This window comes from Paenibacillus sp. Marseille-P2973, assembly GCF_018101095.1.
Taxonomy (GTDB): Bacteria; Bacillota; Bacilli; order Paenibacillales; family Paenibacillaceae; genus Fontibacillus; species Fontibacillus vini.
In genome coordinates, this window is record NZ_JAGQEH010000019.1 from 1 (window position 1) to 14,818 (window position 14,818).

Genomic DNA, 14,818 nt, shown 5'->3' on the forward strand with positions numbered 1-14,818 from the left:
TTGAACCGTTTGGTGGCGATGGCGGAGGGGTTCCACACGTACCCATCCCGAACACGACCGTTAAGCCCTCCAGCGCCGATGGTACTTGGACCGAAGGGTCCTGGGAGAGTAGGACGCCGCCAAGCAATGAAGAAGAGCACTGCCGATAACCTCGGCGGTGCTTTTTTGCTATTTAGGACTATCTCAACAACAACTTAGCTGTAAAACCTGCAGTTATTTTCGCAAGATGAGCTCATTTGAGACAAATAGCTGTAAAATCTACAGTTAATTCTGCGGTTTCCACTCGGAATGGCCTAAATTCGCTGAAATAGCTGTACTTTTTGCAGTTAATTTAGCCCGGGGAGCTGAGGGAGTAAAATTAGATGTAGTAATTACAGTTAATTAAGCAGGGGGAAGGTGCCAAGCTCAACTCAAGGGCTCTGATTGCATGGGTTACTCAAAAACTCTGATTGCATGGGTTATTCATATACTCCGATTACATGGGCAGCGCAAATACTCTTATTGTAGGGACTATTTGGGCCGTAGGATCTTAGGAGAGTAGGACGCCACCGAGCAAACAAACAGGGTACCGTTGAGGTGGGGCCGTTATATATGGCTTGGTTTGTAGCTAGTCTGCATTAGGAATGCATTTAGAGGTGCTGTAACAGGTCGTTAGGAGGATTATAGGTAGCTTAGAGTGAAGGAGCACTCATAAGCGCCAGTCAGTTAGTGGGGCCTATAACACGCCCATAGGGACAGGGCTAGTAGATCTAAATAGGGCAACAAGCCAAGACAAGCAAGGCAAGCAAGGCAAGCAAGGCAAGCAAGGCAAGCAAGACAAACCAGACCACACAAACCACACAACGCGAGATAGGTTAGGCCGTGGCCGATCAATGGAACTAGTTGTTTTGTAACTAAACGTATATAGGCACTAGGGTCCTTCTTAGAATAATTGGTTAAAAAAGGTTAAGGAAACGTCAGATTAAAAGGGCAATTAAGAAGAAATCGTAAGGGTGAATGTAAACTATTAATGGCGACAATTGACTATAATAGGATTTGTTATGAAATAACTTCATGGGCGTGGATGCACATTGATGGATGAATGGTTCTCAGTTTGGACATGATCAGGAGGGACAAATATGCATCATAAGAGACATTTAGGTGCTGCATTTTTAGCTATAGGACTGTTGTGTGGAGGAACATGGGCGCCAGGTTTGGGATATGCGGCAAGTGCAAGCTCGAGTGTAAATGCAGCTGCAAGTGCATCACCAAGTCTAACTGCTATTGTAAATAAGCCAGCAGCGGCTAAAAACTCGGTTACGCTTCAATACGAGGGGAAGACTTCCTCGCTGCGCGGGATGCTAGTTGAGGGGAGGTCCTGGATTCCTGTAGCTTTTTTAAGAGATGATCTCAAGTTGCCAATCAATTATAATCCGGTCAGCAAAACATACACGGTCGGAGAAGGATACCGCCAATTGAATATAATTCAGTACGAGGGCGGCATTACTTCTTACGTAAACAGCTATTATATTGGCGAACCGGCAGCCAAAAACATCAACGGCAGAATCTACATTCCTTTTCAATGGGTGAAAAATTATTTAGGCTATCAGGGGAAATGGGATGCGAGTGCGAAGCTTCTGAAGATAGAGAAGGCTCAGGAGAACAAGGTGACTATTGTTACTTCAGGCTATGATAAGGATTCTGAACAAGCATCGATTCATCTCAAATATCCGCAATTAAAGGGAAATGAAAATAAGGAAGCGGAGACTGCAATTAATAACCGAATTAAAGAAGACGTCAATGTATTCCGTGAGAATATGGAGAAGCAGTTGAAAGAGAGGGAGAGTCAGGAGGTCGAAAGCAACCCGTACGCGTTTGAATCCTCCTATATTGTAACGTATAACCAAAATGGAGTACTTAGCCTTTTGACCGAGCAATACGAAAATTTGGGCGGGGCACACGGCATGGTCATGAGAAAGGGTTATACTTTTTCGTTGAAGGACGGGAAGTTACTGAGCTTGGATGATTTATTCGGTGCAAATAAGAATTACTCCAAGCAGTTGAATAGCAAATTAAGCGCAAAGCTGGACTATTTTCCTGGGTATTTTGGCGGATTTAAAGGACTGAGCGATCAACCGGATTTTTATTTGGAGCCGGATGATCTAAAGGTATTTTTCCAATTGTATGAGTATACGCCTTATGCCGCAGGGTTCCCGGAGTTTTCAATCGCATTTAACGAGCTTATTCCGAAGGGGAGCAGTCCGTTCGATCGGTTCAAATAAAGGCAAGTTAATGTAATGGAATAGAACAGTAGGATGGATGAATAAAAAGTTAAGAACCTATCAAAAGGAATGTAACCTTTTTGTTACCGACAAGAGATAGACTACCGTTATAATGAAGTGTGGCATACTTTTTAGGTGATTTGGCCTATCCGCGTTCTATATCGGGAATGGACATCGATGAGTGATATACGGTCAGAATATAGGTTGGGTAAGGAGGAATAATCATGCGGCTAAGGGGAATTCGACATTCCTTGTGCTTCATGGGGGTGGTCTTGATGATGATGTTCGTCATTGCAGGCTGTGCTGCTTCCGAGCCTTCCTGGACGACGTTTGTCGGATCGGCGGTAGAGAAGAGCTTCCCTATTCCTAAAGAAGCTAAACGGACGGAAACAGCAATGAATAACTCCAAGATGGATTATGTGCATTATTCGTTGCCCGGTTTAAAGGAAAGCGATGGAGTTCCTGATGCCTTCCAAAAGGCGATCACGGAATGGGGTTGGACGGAGAATCCGGAGGAGAGTACAGGAACGACCCTGGTTTACAAAAAAGATAAGCTGGTCGTGCAGTTGACCATACATGATAACTCTTTTACCGTACTGGTTCCCAAAATGGAAGAGAAGGCAATCATCCAGGGCTTAGAGAGCCCGTAGTTTCACGATTAGCTTCAGCAAGACAAGCACAAGCGAATGAAATCCTCTGAAATGAGGATCAAGTAGCCTGTTCCCTGCATTAGAGCGGGAGACAGGCTTTTTTTAGTAGTATGGCATATGAAGAAGTGAACTGGTATCGGTGCTAATATGTAGAAATCTCTTAAGGCATGTAATAGGAGGTATCCTGCTCATTAAACTTGATCATTCCGGTCTTAGGCTGCTTTCTTAATCCGGCTAGAATATAGAACCTTGGGGTAAGGAACCAAAAATGCCACAATATCAAAGAGATAGTGAATGACACGGGCGACCAGGGGATGAGAATCGCTATGATGCAGCATCCAATCCAAGCCGCATGCAGATGAACCCGGCGGAATATGGAATAACTAACGAATTGATCCGGTAAGTATCCGATCCAAGGCAGCCGTCTCGTAAAGCTCCAACGCTTGCGATAGGAGTGGCTGGCAATAATAAGCACGGAACGGGAAATGACAAAGTGGATCCAAAGCACGATCGGAATGGCCAGCAGGAAAAAGAAAATGCTAGTCCAAGAGATAAACACCATCTCCGCGGCAAGCCAGATAAAAGGAAGCGTTAGAAAGCTGCGGATAAGAGGCTTGGGAAGAACGATTTTTTTGAGTAGTTTATAATGATAAAACGTTGCATTATTCGCGGACTCGGCAGGCATGTGAGAACGAACTCCTCCTTGGCTTAACTTAGGCGCGGGCTCCATGCAGCGACGCACACCTTGAATTATATATCGGTTAAAATAAAGAATTTTTAAGATGCCGCCGTACAAACACGGAAGGTAAGGAAAGCGCATATATATAAAGTAGGAAAATCACTATGAAAAGGTTTAAAATAATAGAATATGCGCCATACTGGTAGTAAAACAAACAAGGTGGGATCGTAAATGGATGAACTTGCCGAAAATACATGCATTATCTGTGGAGAGCCGAAGTCAGAAGGTATTCATATTGTATCCGAATTTATATGTGACGCTTGTGAGGCGGAAATGGTGCACACGGATGTCCAAGAAGCAAAATATCATTTTTTTATTCATCGTATGAGACAAATTTGGGTAGAGAAAAATGCATAAAAGCATATTGTGAGGGACCTGTTCTAAGAAATGGCGGGTCCTTTTATATTGCCCTCTTTGACAAGAAAGCGTTACAATGAAGCGAAAGACCCGTAATAGAACAAGCCCGGAAGGATCAGGATATAGATTGAGTATTGGTGAGGACAAGAAGGATGATGAAATAAACGTCAAAGCTCCGTTGTACGAGGCTTTGCTGCGATATAAGGAGCGGAAGGACGCCTCTTTTCATGTGCCGGGGCATAAGAACGGCATGTCCTATGGGGGAGGGGACCTGGGGAAGGAATTGAGCCAGGTCATGAAGATCGACGTGACGGAGATTACCGGCACGGATGATTTGCACCATCCGGAGGGCGTCATCCGCGAGGCGCAGCTGCTGGCGGCGGAAACATTTGGCGCGGAGGAGTCGTTTTTTCTGGTTGGCGGAAGCACGGCCGGCAACCTGGCATTAATCCTGAGCGTGTGCACCGCTCCAGGCGATGTTCTGCTGGTGCAGCGGAATGTGCATAAATCCGTCATTCACGGATTAATGCTGGCGAACGCGAACGCGGTGTTCCTGGCGCCGCAGCACGATGCCGGCAGCGGCCTGGCGACCATCCCGTCCGAGGCGACGGTGCGTGAAGCCCTGCGCCGGTACCCCGGCGCCAAAGGGCTGCTAGTGACGCACCCGAATTACTACGGGATGGGGTCATCGCTGCGGCCGCTGGCCGCGCTCTGCCGCGCGAGCGGCGTGCCGCTGCTCGTGGACGAGGCGCACGGCGCCCACTATGGGCTGCACCCGGCGCTGCCGGAGAGCGCCCTGCAGGTCGGCGCCGACGGCGTCGTGCAGTCCACGCACAAGATGCTGACCGCGCTCACCATGGGCGCGATGCTGCACGTGCAGGGCGGCCTGCTCGACCGGAACCTGCTCCGGCAACGGTTGGCGATGGTGCAGAGCTCTAGCCCGTCCTACCCGATCATGGCTTCGCTCGATTTGAGCCGAAGCCAGATACAGTCCGGAGGACAAGCCTACTTTGAAGGCGGCCTGGCGGCTGCAGAGAAGCTGCGGCTCGGCGTGCAGGCTTATCCTAGCTTCGGGATCCTCGAACCGGGCGCACGCGGAGAAGGTGCTGCATATGCTATACAAGATCCCTTTAAAGCCGTCCTGTATGACCGGACCGGACGCTGGAGCGGCTATGAGCTTCAGGAGAAGCTGGAAGAGGAAGGCTGCGTCCCTGAGATGAGCGATGACCGTTATTCCGTTCTCGCGCTTAGTCCGGCAACTACCGAAGAAGATGTTACCCGGCTGCTGCAAGCGCTGGAGCGGATAGAAGCAACCCGAGCCCGAGATACCACTTCTGAGCAGAGGAAACCTCAAAATCCGTCATCATTTGAGTTTTCCACGTGGAACAATGCAGCCGTTTCGACACCCGTGGCATTCGGACTTCGTCCTCTTTCGCCGAATGATAGGGAGACTTTACCTTTGGAGCAATGTGCTGGACGATTGGCGGGAGAGATGGTAATTCCTTATCCCCCGGGAATACCGCTGCTATATCCCGGCGAAGAGATCGGAGAGCAAACCTTGAAGCAATTAATCGCACTTCGACAAGCCAAAGCCAAATGCCAGGGAACTGCGGATGTTACATTGTCGACCCTACAAGTGATAAAAAAGATTGCACCAAAAGCAAAGGAAAGAAAGCAGGGAACGAATTGAACGTGAAGAGAAAAGGGTTGTTTATTACCTTAGAAGGTGGCGAAGGATCAGGAAAAACATCGGTCATCCACGAACTGGGGAAAGAATTAGAAGCACACGGAATTCCATATATCACTACCCGGGAGCCGGGAGGGATCAAGATTGCTGAGAAGATCCGCGAGACTATCTTGAATCCGGCCCATACGGAAATGGACGGGCGTACCGAGGCGCTGTTATATGCGGCGGCAAGGGCGCAGCATTTGGCGGAAAAGGTGGAGCCCGCCTTGGCCAATGGAATTACCGTGTTATGTGACCGCTTTATCGACAGCAGCTTGGCTTACCAGGGATATGCCCGGGATTTGGGCATTAATGAAGTGCTTTCGATCAATCTGTTTGCCACAGCCGGACGCTTCCCTGACCTGACCTACTATTTGGATATCGAACCGGAAGTCGGGCTTTCGCGAATTGCCGCCGGAGAAGGGCGGGAAATCAACCGCCTTGATTTGGAGGATCTTTCTTTTCACTATAAAGTAAAGGAAGGATACGAAATCGTTAAATCCATGTACCCGGAGCGAATCCGGTCGGTGGATGCCTCGGGAACGCGAGAAGAGGTAGCAGCCTTAATAAGAGACCGATTGGCCGCGGATTTAAAGGATTTCGGGGTGTGAACGTCAAATTATATAAAAGTGGTTAAAAATTTTATAGGTAGATCAAATATAACGAAACGAGGAGGGGCTGCAAATGAAACTAATCGTGGCGATCGTACAGGATAAAGACAGCAACCGTTTGTCCAGCGCACTGGTAAAGGAAAACTTCCGGGCGACGAAATTGGCCAGTACCGGAGGGTTTCTGCGGGCAGGGAACACAACGTTTATGATCGGGGTTGACGACAACCAGGTTGAATCCGTCATGAATGTGATCCGTAACAGTTGTAAGGTTCGCGAACAGCTGGTGACCCCGGTGACGCCGATGAGCGGAACTACCGATTCGTATTTGCCGCTTCCGGTAGAGGTTCAAGTTGGCGGAGCTACCGTATTCGTTCTGCCGGTTGAACGCTTCGAACATTTCTAAGACGTGTTGTATGCATATACTAAGATTATGAAAGAGCGGCGGTGATAGCTGTGAAAATAGATCCGGGTTACAGACCGCTGAAAAGCGGTTTGGGGGTAAACGAAAATGCGGCCAAGCCGATTCAGGCAAAAAGCTTTTCCGATGTCATGCAGCAGCATGGCGAACAGGCCTCCAAAGAAGAATTGAATCGGAGATTTAAGGAGATTCAGCTTCAGGGGGATCGGCTGGCCCGTTCGATGACTGTCCGGGAACTGAAGGCGTACCGCCTGTTGGTCAAAAGATTTCTGGAGGATACCGTCCGTCAGGGAGTCAGCATCAAGGAATCCCGGGGCTGGGACCGCCGGGGGCGCGGCAAACGTTATAAATTGCTGGATGAGGTTGATGCCGCCCTGCTTGCGATGGCTGATGAACTGTTGGAAACGGAGCAGGGGAAGATCGATCTTCTGCAAAAAATCGGCGAAATCCGGGGTATGCTGATCAATATATGTTTCTAAAGCCGAAATGCTTTTGAAAGAGCGGCATTCTTCCGGATATGCAGATATGTCTTGGAAGAAAGGTAGAAAAGAATTATGTCTTTTAAAGAAATTATAGGTCAGGAGGCGGCGAAGCAGTTACTGCAGAGCGGCCTCCGCCAGAATCGCATATCTCATGCCTATATATTTAGCGGTCCGCCGGGAAGCGGCCAGAAAGAAATGGCGATGGCTTTTGTCCAAGCCCTCTTTTGTACAAAGGGGGGAGACGATGCCTGCGGCGAATGCCTGGAATGCCGGAAAGTGCTGCACGGCAACCATCCCGATCTGCATCAAATTGCGCCCGACGGGGCTACGATTAAAATTGATCAGATTCGCGACCTGCAGCGAATTTTTTCTTACCGTTCGGAGAGCGGGAATCCGAAAGCATACATTATTGACCATGCGGACAAAATGACCGTGCAAGCGGCGAATAGTTTGCTGAAGTTTTTAGAGGAACCGCCATCCCCGGCGGTGGCGCTTCTGCTTTCGGATAATGGACGGGCCCTGCTGCCTACTATTCAATCCAGGGCACAGCTGGTGCCATTTTTGCCCCTGGACCCGGAACGGATGCTGCAGATGTTATCGGGCGAAGGGTTCCCGGTGGCATTATCCCGGCCTGCCGTACATGTGGCTGCCGGACTTGAGGCCTGCCGCGAATTATTGCGTCAGAATTGGTTTGCAGAAATTAGAAACGTAGTGTTACAATTAGGGAAGGAAACCGCTGGCCGTGGCGGGTCTCCTTTAGTTACAGCGCAGCAAAGCGTAATCAAAGCTGGGCTGGGCGAGCACTTGGACATGCTGTTTGACCTTTTCCATTTGTGGTTCAAAGACATGATCCATGCGCTATATCATAGACATGATCAAATCGTTTTCATAGATGCACTGGATTTTATCGTTAAACATGCTTTCTCCCGCAGTGCGGCACAGTGGATTGACGCGATGGCGCTTGCGGCGGAGAGCAAGAAGAAGCTTCGTCAGAACATGAATGGCCAACTCTGTCTCGAACAGTTCCTGATCGGCATTGGCGGATAAACGCAGATGCTTCAGGCCGGTGCCCCGGCTCCGGACAGATAAACTTTCTCCCGTGCAAGAACATGGGTTTTTTTAAGAGTTACAGGTTTTTATAGGTATACAAGGGGGTAAGTTTTTGTACACTGTAGTAGGCGTCCGTTTTAAAAAGGCGGGCAAAATATATTACTTCGATCCGTTGGAGCTTCCTGTCGAGAAGGACAACAGCGTTATTGTCGAAACGGCGCGCGGGATCGAATACGGTAAAGTGGTCGTTGGCAAGAAGCAGGTCGGGGAGAATGATGTAGTGCTCCCGCTGAAAAAGGTGATCCGTATCGCCGACGAGTCCGACGCCCGTGTTGTGGAGGAGAACAAGTTTGCGGCAAAAAACGCATTTGCCACATGTTTAAATAAAATTAAAGACCATGATTTAAAAATGAAGTTGGTCGACGTGGAGTTTACGTTTGACCGCAACAAAATTATTTTTTACTTTACCGCGGAAGGCCGGGTCGATTTCCGCGAACTGGTTAAAGATTTGGCGAGTATTTTCCGGACACGGATTGAACTTCGGCAAATCGGCGTCAGGGATGAGGCCAAGATGCTCGGAGGAATCGGTCCTTGCGGACGGGTGCTCTGCTGCTCTTCCTGGCTCGGGGACTTTGAGCCGGTGTCCATCAAGATGGCGAAGGATCAGAGCTTATCGCTTAATCCGACCAAAATTTCCGGACTTTGCGGCCGCTTAATGTGCTGCTTGAAATTTGAGCATGATAATTACGAAAGCGTGAAGGAAGAACTTCCATCGGTAGGCAAGATGGTCGTCACCTCATTGGGAGACGGGAAAGTCGTTGGTCTTAACGCCGGGTCGCGTACCGTTCATGTGCAATTGTTTGAGATTGGCAAAGTCAAGGAGCTTCCGCTTGACGATGTCGTTGTAAAATAGAATTTCAAGAAAGACTTTAGAGAATGAATGACTCTGGGGTGGGAACTTGGAGAACAAAGATGTTTTCAATCACATGCAAGCGCTGGAAACACAAATGGGAAAGGTTCACGGCCAATTTAGCACGCTAATGCTGGAGGTCAAGAGGCTGCTCGAGGAAAATCAGCAGCTTCGCCTGGAGAACGAGAAGATGCGCAAAATATTGAAGGGGGAAGGCGGAGAAGGCACAATGCCTGCGTTATCCCCAGTTCAGCCCGCTCCTTTGCTGTTGGAGGGGAACGAAGCCATCGATATCGTCGGTGAAGGATATGACAATCTGGCGCGTCTGTATCATGAAGGTTTCCACATTTGCAATGTCTATTATGGACATTTGCGAACGGAAGGCGATTGCCTGTTCTGCTTATCTTTTTTGAATAAATAACGAACCGTAGGGATGTTTCCTACGGTTTTTTTTAGAAATTTGCAAATTGGCTAAGTTAGTTTGAGTAACTTATATAACTTTTAAAAGAACGGAAGATTAAAGTTGAAGAATCAAGTCGCAATTCATGAACAAGAGCGGGTCGATGATTTGCTGACCCATGAGCTGGGCATTATCCAGAGCGAGGAAGTATTCAGCTTCTCGATGGATGCTGTTTTGTTGGCCCGTTTCGCTCGGGTTCCTATTCACGGAAAGATCCTGGATCTGTGTACCGGCAACGGAGTGATTCCGCTCCTGTTATCTACCCGCACGAAGGCAAAGATCGAAGGCATCGAAATTCAGCCCCGGCTTGCGGATATGGCGCGGCGCAGTGTGGAAATGAACGGGCTCGGGGATCAAATCACGATTCGTGAAGGCGATTTGCGGGAGCTGGTCAAAGAGACAGGACATGGCGTTTATGACGCGATTACGGTAAATCCTCCCTATATGCCGCTCACCGGCGGGGATGTAAAGATCAATGCCCATCAGGCGATAGCCCGGCATGAGGTCCATTGTACTTTGGAGGAGGTTATCTCCGCTTCGATGCGGCTAGTGCGCCCGGGAGGCAAAGTAACGATGGTGCATAAACCGCAGCGGCTGGGAGAAATCCTGACCGTATTCCGCCAATATCGGCTGGAGCCGAAGTTGATTCGTTTTGTCCATCCACGGCAAGAAGCAGAAGCTAATATGGTGCTGATTGAAGCTCTCCGTGACGGCAAGCCGGATATGCGGGTACTGCCGCCGCTAATCGTTTATGATGAGCAAGGCGAATATTGTCCGGAGATTATGAATATCTACTATGGATCAAAAGAGGGAAGAGCATGAGCATAAGCATTCAAAAAAGTTTCGATGAACGTTCAAGCGAAGGGTACGGAAAATTGTACTTGGTCGCCACTCCGATCGGCAATTTGGAGGATATGACATATCGGGCAGTACGTACGCTGCAGGAGGCGGATATTATTGCTGCGGAGGACACACGACAGACCCGTAAATTGTTGACTCACTTCGAAATTACACCGGGCAAATTGCTCAGTTATCACGAGCATAACAAGGCGGCGAGCGGGCCGGAATTGATACGCTTTATAATAGAAGGAAAAAATTTGGCCCTGGTCAGTGATGCCGGTTTGCCGGCCATCTCCGACCCCGGCAGTGACCTCGTGAAACTGGCGGTGGAGAAGGGGATTTCGGTCATTCCAATACCGGGAGCTAACGCCGCTTTGTCAGCTCTGATCGTGTCCGGGCTGCCAACCGAGCGATTTCAATTTATCGGATTTTTGCCGCGGGATCATAAGGATAGGGATAACCTGCTTAACTCGCTGCAGGATGAGGAAAGCACGATGCTGTTCTATGAATCACCTCACCGGGTCATTAAAACGCTGGAGTCCATGTTTAAGGCATGGGGAGACCGCAAAGTCGTGTTGGCACGAGAATTAACTAAGCGTTATGAAGAAATGGCCAGGGGCCTTCTGAGCGAGTCCATATCGTGGCTGGAGGAACATCCGCCGCTTGGAGAGTATTGTATCGTTGTTGCAGGGGCACACCCGGAAGAGGTTAAGGAACGAAAAGATGCCTGGTGGCAGCCTTTATCGGTAGAAGAGCATGTTCGTCATTATGAGGAGCAAGAGGGGCTTCCACGGAAGGAGGCCATGAAGAAAGCCGCAGGAGATCGGGGCGTTTCCAAACGGGATATTTACAAAGAGCTTTTGTAACTCTATTAGATGAACTTGAAATGGATGTTAGGATAAGTACGAAAATATTCGTATTATAATAGAAGGAAATAGAATTTTTTGGTGGGAAAATAAAAAAAAAGGGGCCTTCACAGGCTGGGTTCAAGCCTGGAAGGCGCCAAGGAGATATGAAAAAGGTTAGAATTAACAGTTTTCAATAAAACTATTATATACTATAAATCTTAATTTGTCACAGGGGTAGGAAGCTCTGTGAGACATTCATGGCAAACAATTTTGCCTTTGAAGTAAGTAACGTTCTCTGCGTTGCCGCAGAAGATGCAGGCAGGCTCATATTTTTTCAACATGATGCGTTCACCATCGACATAAATTTCGAGGGCATCCTTTTCGCCAATACCGAGCGTACGGCGCAATTCAATAGGAATAACTACCCGTCCCAATTCGTCTACTTTTCTTACAATACCTGTTGATTTCATCATAACCGATGATAGCCCCTCTCGCTATAGTTTAAAAGTGTCATTATTCGACAAACTTCTATCTTTTATGATATTTATAATACCAACCATTGCCAAAACAGTCAACCTATTTATGGTAGAGTTCATTTTTATTTCTAATTTTAATTATTAAACGGGGCATTAAATTCGCGATTTCTCGGTATAAACGTGGTTTTTTGGCTTTCGACATTTTGGAAGTTCCTATTAAGACATTATTCGACAATATTCGACATAAACCTACGATATCAGTCACAAACTCTCTTTATTTTTCAAAATCTTTTTTTGAGATAAGGGAAAGGGGACCTTGGTATGAATAATCAGCTTCGGGAAGAAAAGGTATTTAAGGATCCGGTTCATAATTACGTGCATGTACAGGATGAAATCATTTGGGCGCTCATCAATACGTCCGAATTTCAGAGGCTGCGGAGGATTCGGCAGCTCGGCACCTCGTATTTGACTTTTCATGGGGCAGAACACAGCCGGTTTTCTCATTCATTAGGCGTTTATGAAATTACGCGGCGGATTATTTCTCAATTCGAACGTGCCGACTATGCCGATTGGCCGAAGGAAGAAAGACTTGTCACCCTTTGTGCGGCATTACTTCACGATTTGGGGCACGGCCCGTTCTCCCATTCGATTGAGCAGGCGTTTCAAATGCATCATGAAGATTGGACTTGTAAAATCGTGCTCGGCGATACGGAGGTCGGGGAGGTGCTGCGGCGGCTGGGAGAGGATTTTCCGGATAAAGTGGCGGCCGTTATCCGCAAAGATTATGAGCACCCGATCGTGGTAAATTTGGTATCCAGCCCGCTTGATGCAGACCGTATGGATTATCTGCTGCGGGATGCCTATTTTACAGGAGTCAATTACGGAACGATCGATATGGACCGGATTCTCAGAATGCTTAGGCCGTTCCAAGGCCGGATTGTGGTCAAGGAGTCGGGTATGCATGCGGTTGAGGATTACCTGATGTCCAGGTACCAAATGTACTGGCAGGTTTATTTTCACCCGGTTACCCGGAGTTCGGAAATTATTCTGCGGCAGATTTTCCGCAGGGCTAAGGAGCTTCACGAGAGTGGGCATCAATTTGCGTTCTTGCCGGATCCATTACCGGGATTGTTCAAACGGGATCTGACCGTGCAGGAGTACCTCCTGCTTGACGAAGCTTTGGTGCAGACTGCCTTTATGCAGTGGAAGAGAGAATCCGATGGACTGCTGAGCGAGCTGTGTTCTCGATTTTTAGATAGAAAGTTGTATAAATATGTAGAAGTGGAATCGTTAGATCTGGAAATGATCGACGACATCCGCGTCGCATTCAAGGACGTGGGGCTCAATCCGGATTACGATCTGGAAATTGATTTTCCGACCGATCTGCCTTATGATGTGTTTCGTCCGGACGGGGAATTTAGGGACAAGCACATCCTTCTATTGGACCGGCAGGAGCAGATCCGGGAAATCTCCGAGGTTTCGGACATTGTGCGTTCCATAAGCGGACTGCACCGGGGGAAATATCATTTGTACTATCCCGATAATAAAATTGCGCCGGTTATCGAACGGCTTCCGGAGCATATTCACGAAATATTTAAGCAAACCACATAAGAATACACCTAAGGAGGTAACAGCATGGAGTTATTTGATACGCACACGCATATGGATGCGCCGCAATTCGACGGCGACCGTGAGGAAGCGATTCATCGCGCTTTGGAACAAGGGGTAACGCGGATGATTAATATCGGTTTTAACCGCGAGACCATTCCGACTACGATGAAGCTGGCGGAGTCGTATGAATTCATTTATGCGGCGGTCGGCTGGCACCCGCAGGATGCGATTACGATGAAGGAAGAGGATTTGGACTGGATTGCAGAACTCTGCAAACATGAGAAGGTTGTGGCGATCGGCGAAATCGGACTCGATTATTACTGGGATACCTCGCCAAAAGACGTGCAGCATGAGGTTTTTCGGAAGCAAATTCGCCTCGCCCGCGAGTTGAAAATGCCGATTTGTATCCATAACCGGGAAGCCCATGAAGATGTCGTCCGCATTCTGCGGGAAGAGAAGGCGAACGAGATCGGCGGCGTCATGCATTCCTATTCGGGAAGCTGGGAAATTGCCAAAATGTGTCTGGATTTGGGATTCCATTTGTCGTTTGGCGGACCGATCACGTTTAAAAATGCAAAGCAGCCTAAAGAGGTGTTGGCGAAGACTCCAATGGACCGATTGTTGATCGAAACGGATTCCCCTTATTTAACACCACACCCTTTTCGTGGGAAAAGGAATGAGTCCGGACACGTCCGTTTGGTCGCCGAGGCTGCTGCCGAGTTAAAAGGGGTATCTCTCGAAGAAATCGCCGAAATTACCACCCGAAATGCGCTGGAACGATTTGGAATTCGGTGAAATCGGGAGCAAAAGCGGTGAAAAAAGAAGCAATCGCGAAAGATTAATGCTTTTTAACTAATTAGCAAGAGATTATTACATTTTTTTAACCATTTATTAAAATAAACGTTGTTGATTCGTCCTTTACAACATGCATCGAAACAGGATAGAATCTTTTCAGTAATCGATTTGGGGTCGCTCATTTGCAGTTGGCGATTCCGGTTACATGGTTCCATGAACCAGTCTCGCTTAATCTCCACTTGTGGGGAACGGGGGAACCAAGTACGACACGCCGGGAAGGCCCGGCCAGATCGTAATTGATTTCTTTTTGGGTCATTGGGGTGAATTCAAGGTCATTGCGCCATGAGCGAATGAACTGAGGAAGGGCGGCACTCTCGCGTCCTAACCCGACAGCTAACCTCGTAAGCGTACATTGAGAGGGCAAACTCGTGCATCCTATTACACCAAGACATTCGGAAGCCACGAAAGAGAGCCTCTTACTCTTTCTTTGGGCTTCTTTTGTTTTTGAATAAAAGTAATAGGGTCATCATACTGTGTTAAACAGGAGGTGACGGTGCCGGGCAGACTGGGGCAGGATGCGAAGT

At 48.2% G+C, this 14,818-nt stretch carries 16 protein-coding genes, 1 rRNA gene and 1 riboswitch; of the genes, 15 read left to right on the top strand and 2 right to left on the bottom strand.

All coding sequences use genetic code 11. The features are described 5' to 3' along the window. Window positions 1–8: 8 nt before the first annotated feature. From rrf to KB559_RS22580, 3 genes are all read left to right on the top strand, one after another. Window positions 9–125, top strand: a 5S ribosomal RNA gene (gene rrf / locus KB559_RS22570). A gap of 993 nt (window positions 126–1,118) precedes the next feature. Next, window positions 1,119–2,261, top strand: coding sequence for a PdaC/SigV domain-containing protein (locus KB559_RS22575; protein WP_211025381.1), 1,143 nt, complete (start codon window positions 1,119–1,121; stop codon window positions 2,259–2,261). 224 nt (window positions 2,262–2,485) lie between these two features. Continuing rightward, window positions 2,486–2,911: a hypothetical protein gene (locus KB559_RS22580; RefSeq protein ID WP_211025383.1), complete on the top strand. Its 426-nt coding sequence runs from the start codon at window positions 2,486–2,488 to the stop codon at window positions 2,909–2,911. Between the two features lie 160 nt (window positions 2,912–3,071). Here KB559_RS22580 and KB559_RS22585 read toward each other — a convergent pair whose 3' ends face one another. Beyond that, window positions 3,072–3,596, bottom strand: a complete 525-nt coding sequence (locus tag KB559_RS22585; protein ID WP_211025385.1) for a hypothetical protein — start codon at window positions 3,594–3,596, stop codon at window positions 3,072–3,074. Between the two features lie 225 nt (window positions 3,597–3,821). Between KB559_RS22585 and KB559_RS22590 the strand changes: the two genes are divergently transcribed. From KB559_RS22590 to rsmI, 10 genes are all read left to right on the top strand, one after another. Then, on the top strand, window positions 3,822–4,007 hold the full coding sequence (locus KB559_RS22590; protein ID WP_211025386.1) for a sigma factor G inhibitor Gin: 186 nt from the start codon (window positions 3,822–3,824) through the stop codon (window positions 4,005–4,007). Between the two features lie 127 nt (window positions 4,008–4,134). Beyond that, window positions 4,135–5,697 (top strand): aminotransferase class I/II-fold pyridoxal phosphate-dependent enzyme, encoded by a 1,563-nt coding sequence (locus KB559_RS22595; RefSeq protein WP_247682037.1) that lies wholly within the window; start codon window positions 4,135–4,137, stop codon window positions 5,695–5,697. 2 nt (window positions 5,698–5,699) lie between these two features. Then, a complete protein-coding gene (gene tmk, locus KB559_RS22600) occupies window positions 5,700–6,344 on the top strand; it encodes a dTMP kinase (RefSeq protein ID WP_348772948.1) in 645 nt (214 codons plus the stop codon). Between the two features lie 73 nt (window positions 6,345–6,417). Further along, window positions 6,418–6,747, top strand: coding sequence for a cyclic-di-AMP receptor (locus tag KB559_RS22605; RefSeq protein WP_211025392.1), 330 nt, complete (start codon window positions 6,418–6,420; stop codon window positions 6,745–6,747). Between the two features lie 50 nt (window positions 6,748–6,797). Further along, the gene (locus tag KB559_RS22610; protein ID WP_211025499.1) at window positions 6,798–7,241 is read left to right on the top strand and encodes a YaaR family protein; all 444 of its coding nucleotides are present in this window, start codon (window positions 6,798–6,800) and stop codon (window positions 7,239–7,241) included. Between the two features lie 75 nt (window positions 7,242–7,316). Further along, window positions 7,317–8,291: a DNA polymerase III subunit delta' gene (gene holB / locus KB559_RS22615; RefSeq protein ID WP_211025394.1), complete on the top strand. Its 975-nt coding sequence runs from the start codon at window positions 7,317–7,319 to the stop codon at window positions 8,289–8,291. A gap of 115 nt (window positions 8,292–8,406) precedes the next feature. After that, on the top strand, window positions 8,407–9,207 hold the full coding sequence (locus KB559_RS22620) for a PSP1 domain-containing protein (RefSeq protein WP_211025396.1): 801 nt from the start codon (window positions 8,407–8,409) through the stop codon (window positions 9,205–9,207). Window positions 9,208–9,253: 46 nt separating this feature from the next. Beyond that, window positions 9,254–9,625 (top strand): initiation-control protein YabA, encoded by a 372-nt coding sequence (locus tag KB559_RS22625; RefSeq protein ID WP_211025398.1) that lies wholly within the window; start codon window positions 9,254–9,256, stop codon window positions 9,623–9,625. 102 nt (window positions 9,626–9,727) lie between these two features. Beyond that, window positions 9,728–10,486, top strand: a complete 759-nt coding sequence (locus KB559_RS22630; RefSeq protein WP_211025401.1) for a tRNA1(Val) (adenine(37)-N6)-methyltransferase — start codon at window positions 9,728–9,730, stop codon at window positions 10,484–10,486. Beyond that, complete coding sequence (gene rsmI / locus KB559_RS22635; protein ID WP_211025403.1) at window positions 10,483–11,370, top strand: 16S rRNA (cytidine(1402)-2'-O)-methyltransferase; 888 nt, start codon at window positions 10,483–10,485, stop codon at window positions 11,368–11,370. Before KB559_RS22630 ends, rsmI begins: the two co-directional genes overlap by 4 nt. 200 nt (window positions 11,371–11,570) lie before the next feature. On the opposite strand, the gene KB559_RS22640 is transcribed toward rsmI, so the two are convergent. Beyond that, a complete protein-coding gene (locus KB559_RS22640; protein ID WP_028560748.1) occupies window positions 11,571–11,825 on the bottom strand; it encodes an AbrB/MazE/SpoVT family DNA-binding domain-containing protein in 255 nt (84 codons plus the stop codon). A gap of 324 nt (window positions 11,826–12,149) precedes the next feature. Here KB559_RS22640 and KB559_RS22645 point away from each other — a divergent pair, with 324 nt between their 5' ends. Beyond that, entirely contained in the window at window positions 12,150–13,439 is a 1,290-nt protein-coding gene (locus tag KB559_RS22645) for an HD domain-containing protein (RefSeq protein WP_211025405.1), read from the top strand. 24 nt (window positions 13,440–13,463) lie between these two features. Next, entirely contained in the window at window positions 13,464–14,234 is a 771-nt protein-coding gene (locus KB559_RS22650; protein WP_211025407.1) for a TatD family hydrolase, read from the top strand. 215 nt (window positions 14,235–14,449) lie between these two features. Next, window positions 14,450–14,658, top strand: a riboswitch (cyclic di-AMP (ydaO/yuaA leader). Window positions 14,659–14,818: the final 160 nt, after the last annotated feature.

Coding starts and splice junctions, on each gene's coding strand:
- holB (WP_211025394.1), top strand. CDS start 7,317: ATGTCTTTTAAAGAAATTATAGGTCAGGAGGCGGCGAAGCAGTTACTG.
- KB559_RS22590 (WP_211025386.1), top strand. CDS start 3,822: ATGGATGAACTTGCCGAAAATACATGCATTATCTGTGGAGAGCCGAAG.
- KB559_RS22650 (WP_211025407.1), top strand. CDS start 13,464: ATGGAGTTATTTGATACGCACACGCATATGGATGCGCCGCAATTCGAC.
- KB559_RS22585 (WP_211025385.1), bottom strand. CDS start 3,596: ATGCCTGCCGAGTCCGCGAATAATGCAACGTTTTATCATTATAAACTA.
- KB559_RS22580 (WP_211025383.1), top strand. CDS start 2,486: ATGCGGCTAAGGGGAATTCGACATTCCTTGTGCTTCATGGGGGTGGTC.
- KB559_RS22645 (WP_211025405.1), top strand. CDS start 12,150: ATGAATAATCAGCTTCGGGAAGAAAAGGTATTTAAGGATCCGGTTCAT.
- rsmI (WP_211025403.1), top strand. CDS start 10,483: ATGAGCATAAGCATTCAAAAAAGTTTCGATGAACGTTCAAGCGAAGGG.
- KB559_RS22640 (WP_028560748.1), bottom strand. CDS start 11,825: ATGATGAAATCAACAGGTATTGTAAGAAAAGTAGACGAATTGGGACGG.
- KB559_RS22605 (WP_211025392.1), top strand. CDS start 6,418: ATGAAACTAATCGTGGCGATCGTACAGGATAAAGACAGCAACCGTTTG.
- KB559_RS22575 (WP_211025381.1), top strand. CDS start 1,119: ATGCATCATAAGAGACATTTAGGTGCTGCATTTTTAGCTATAGGACTG.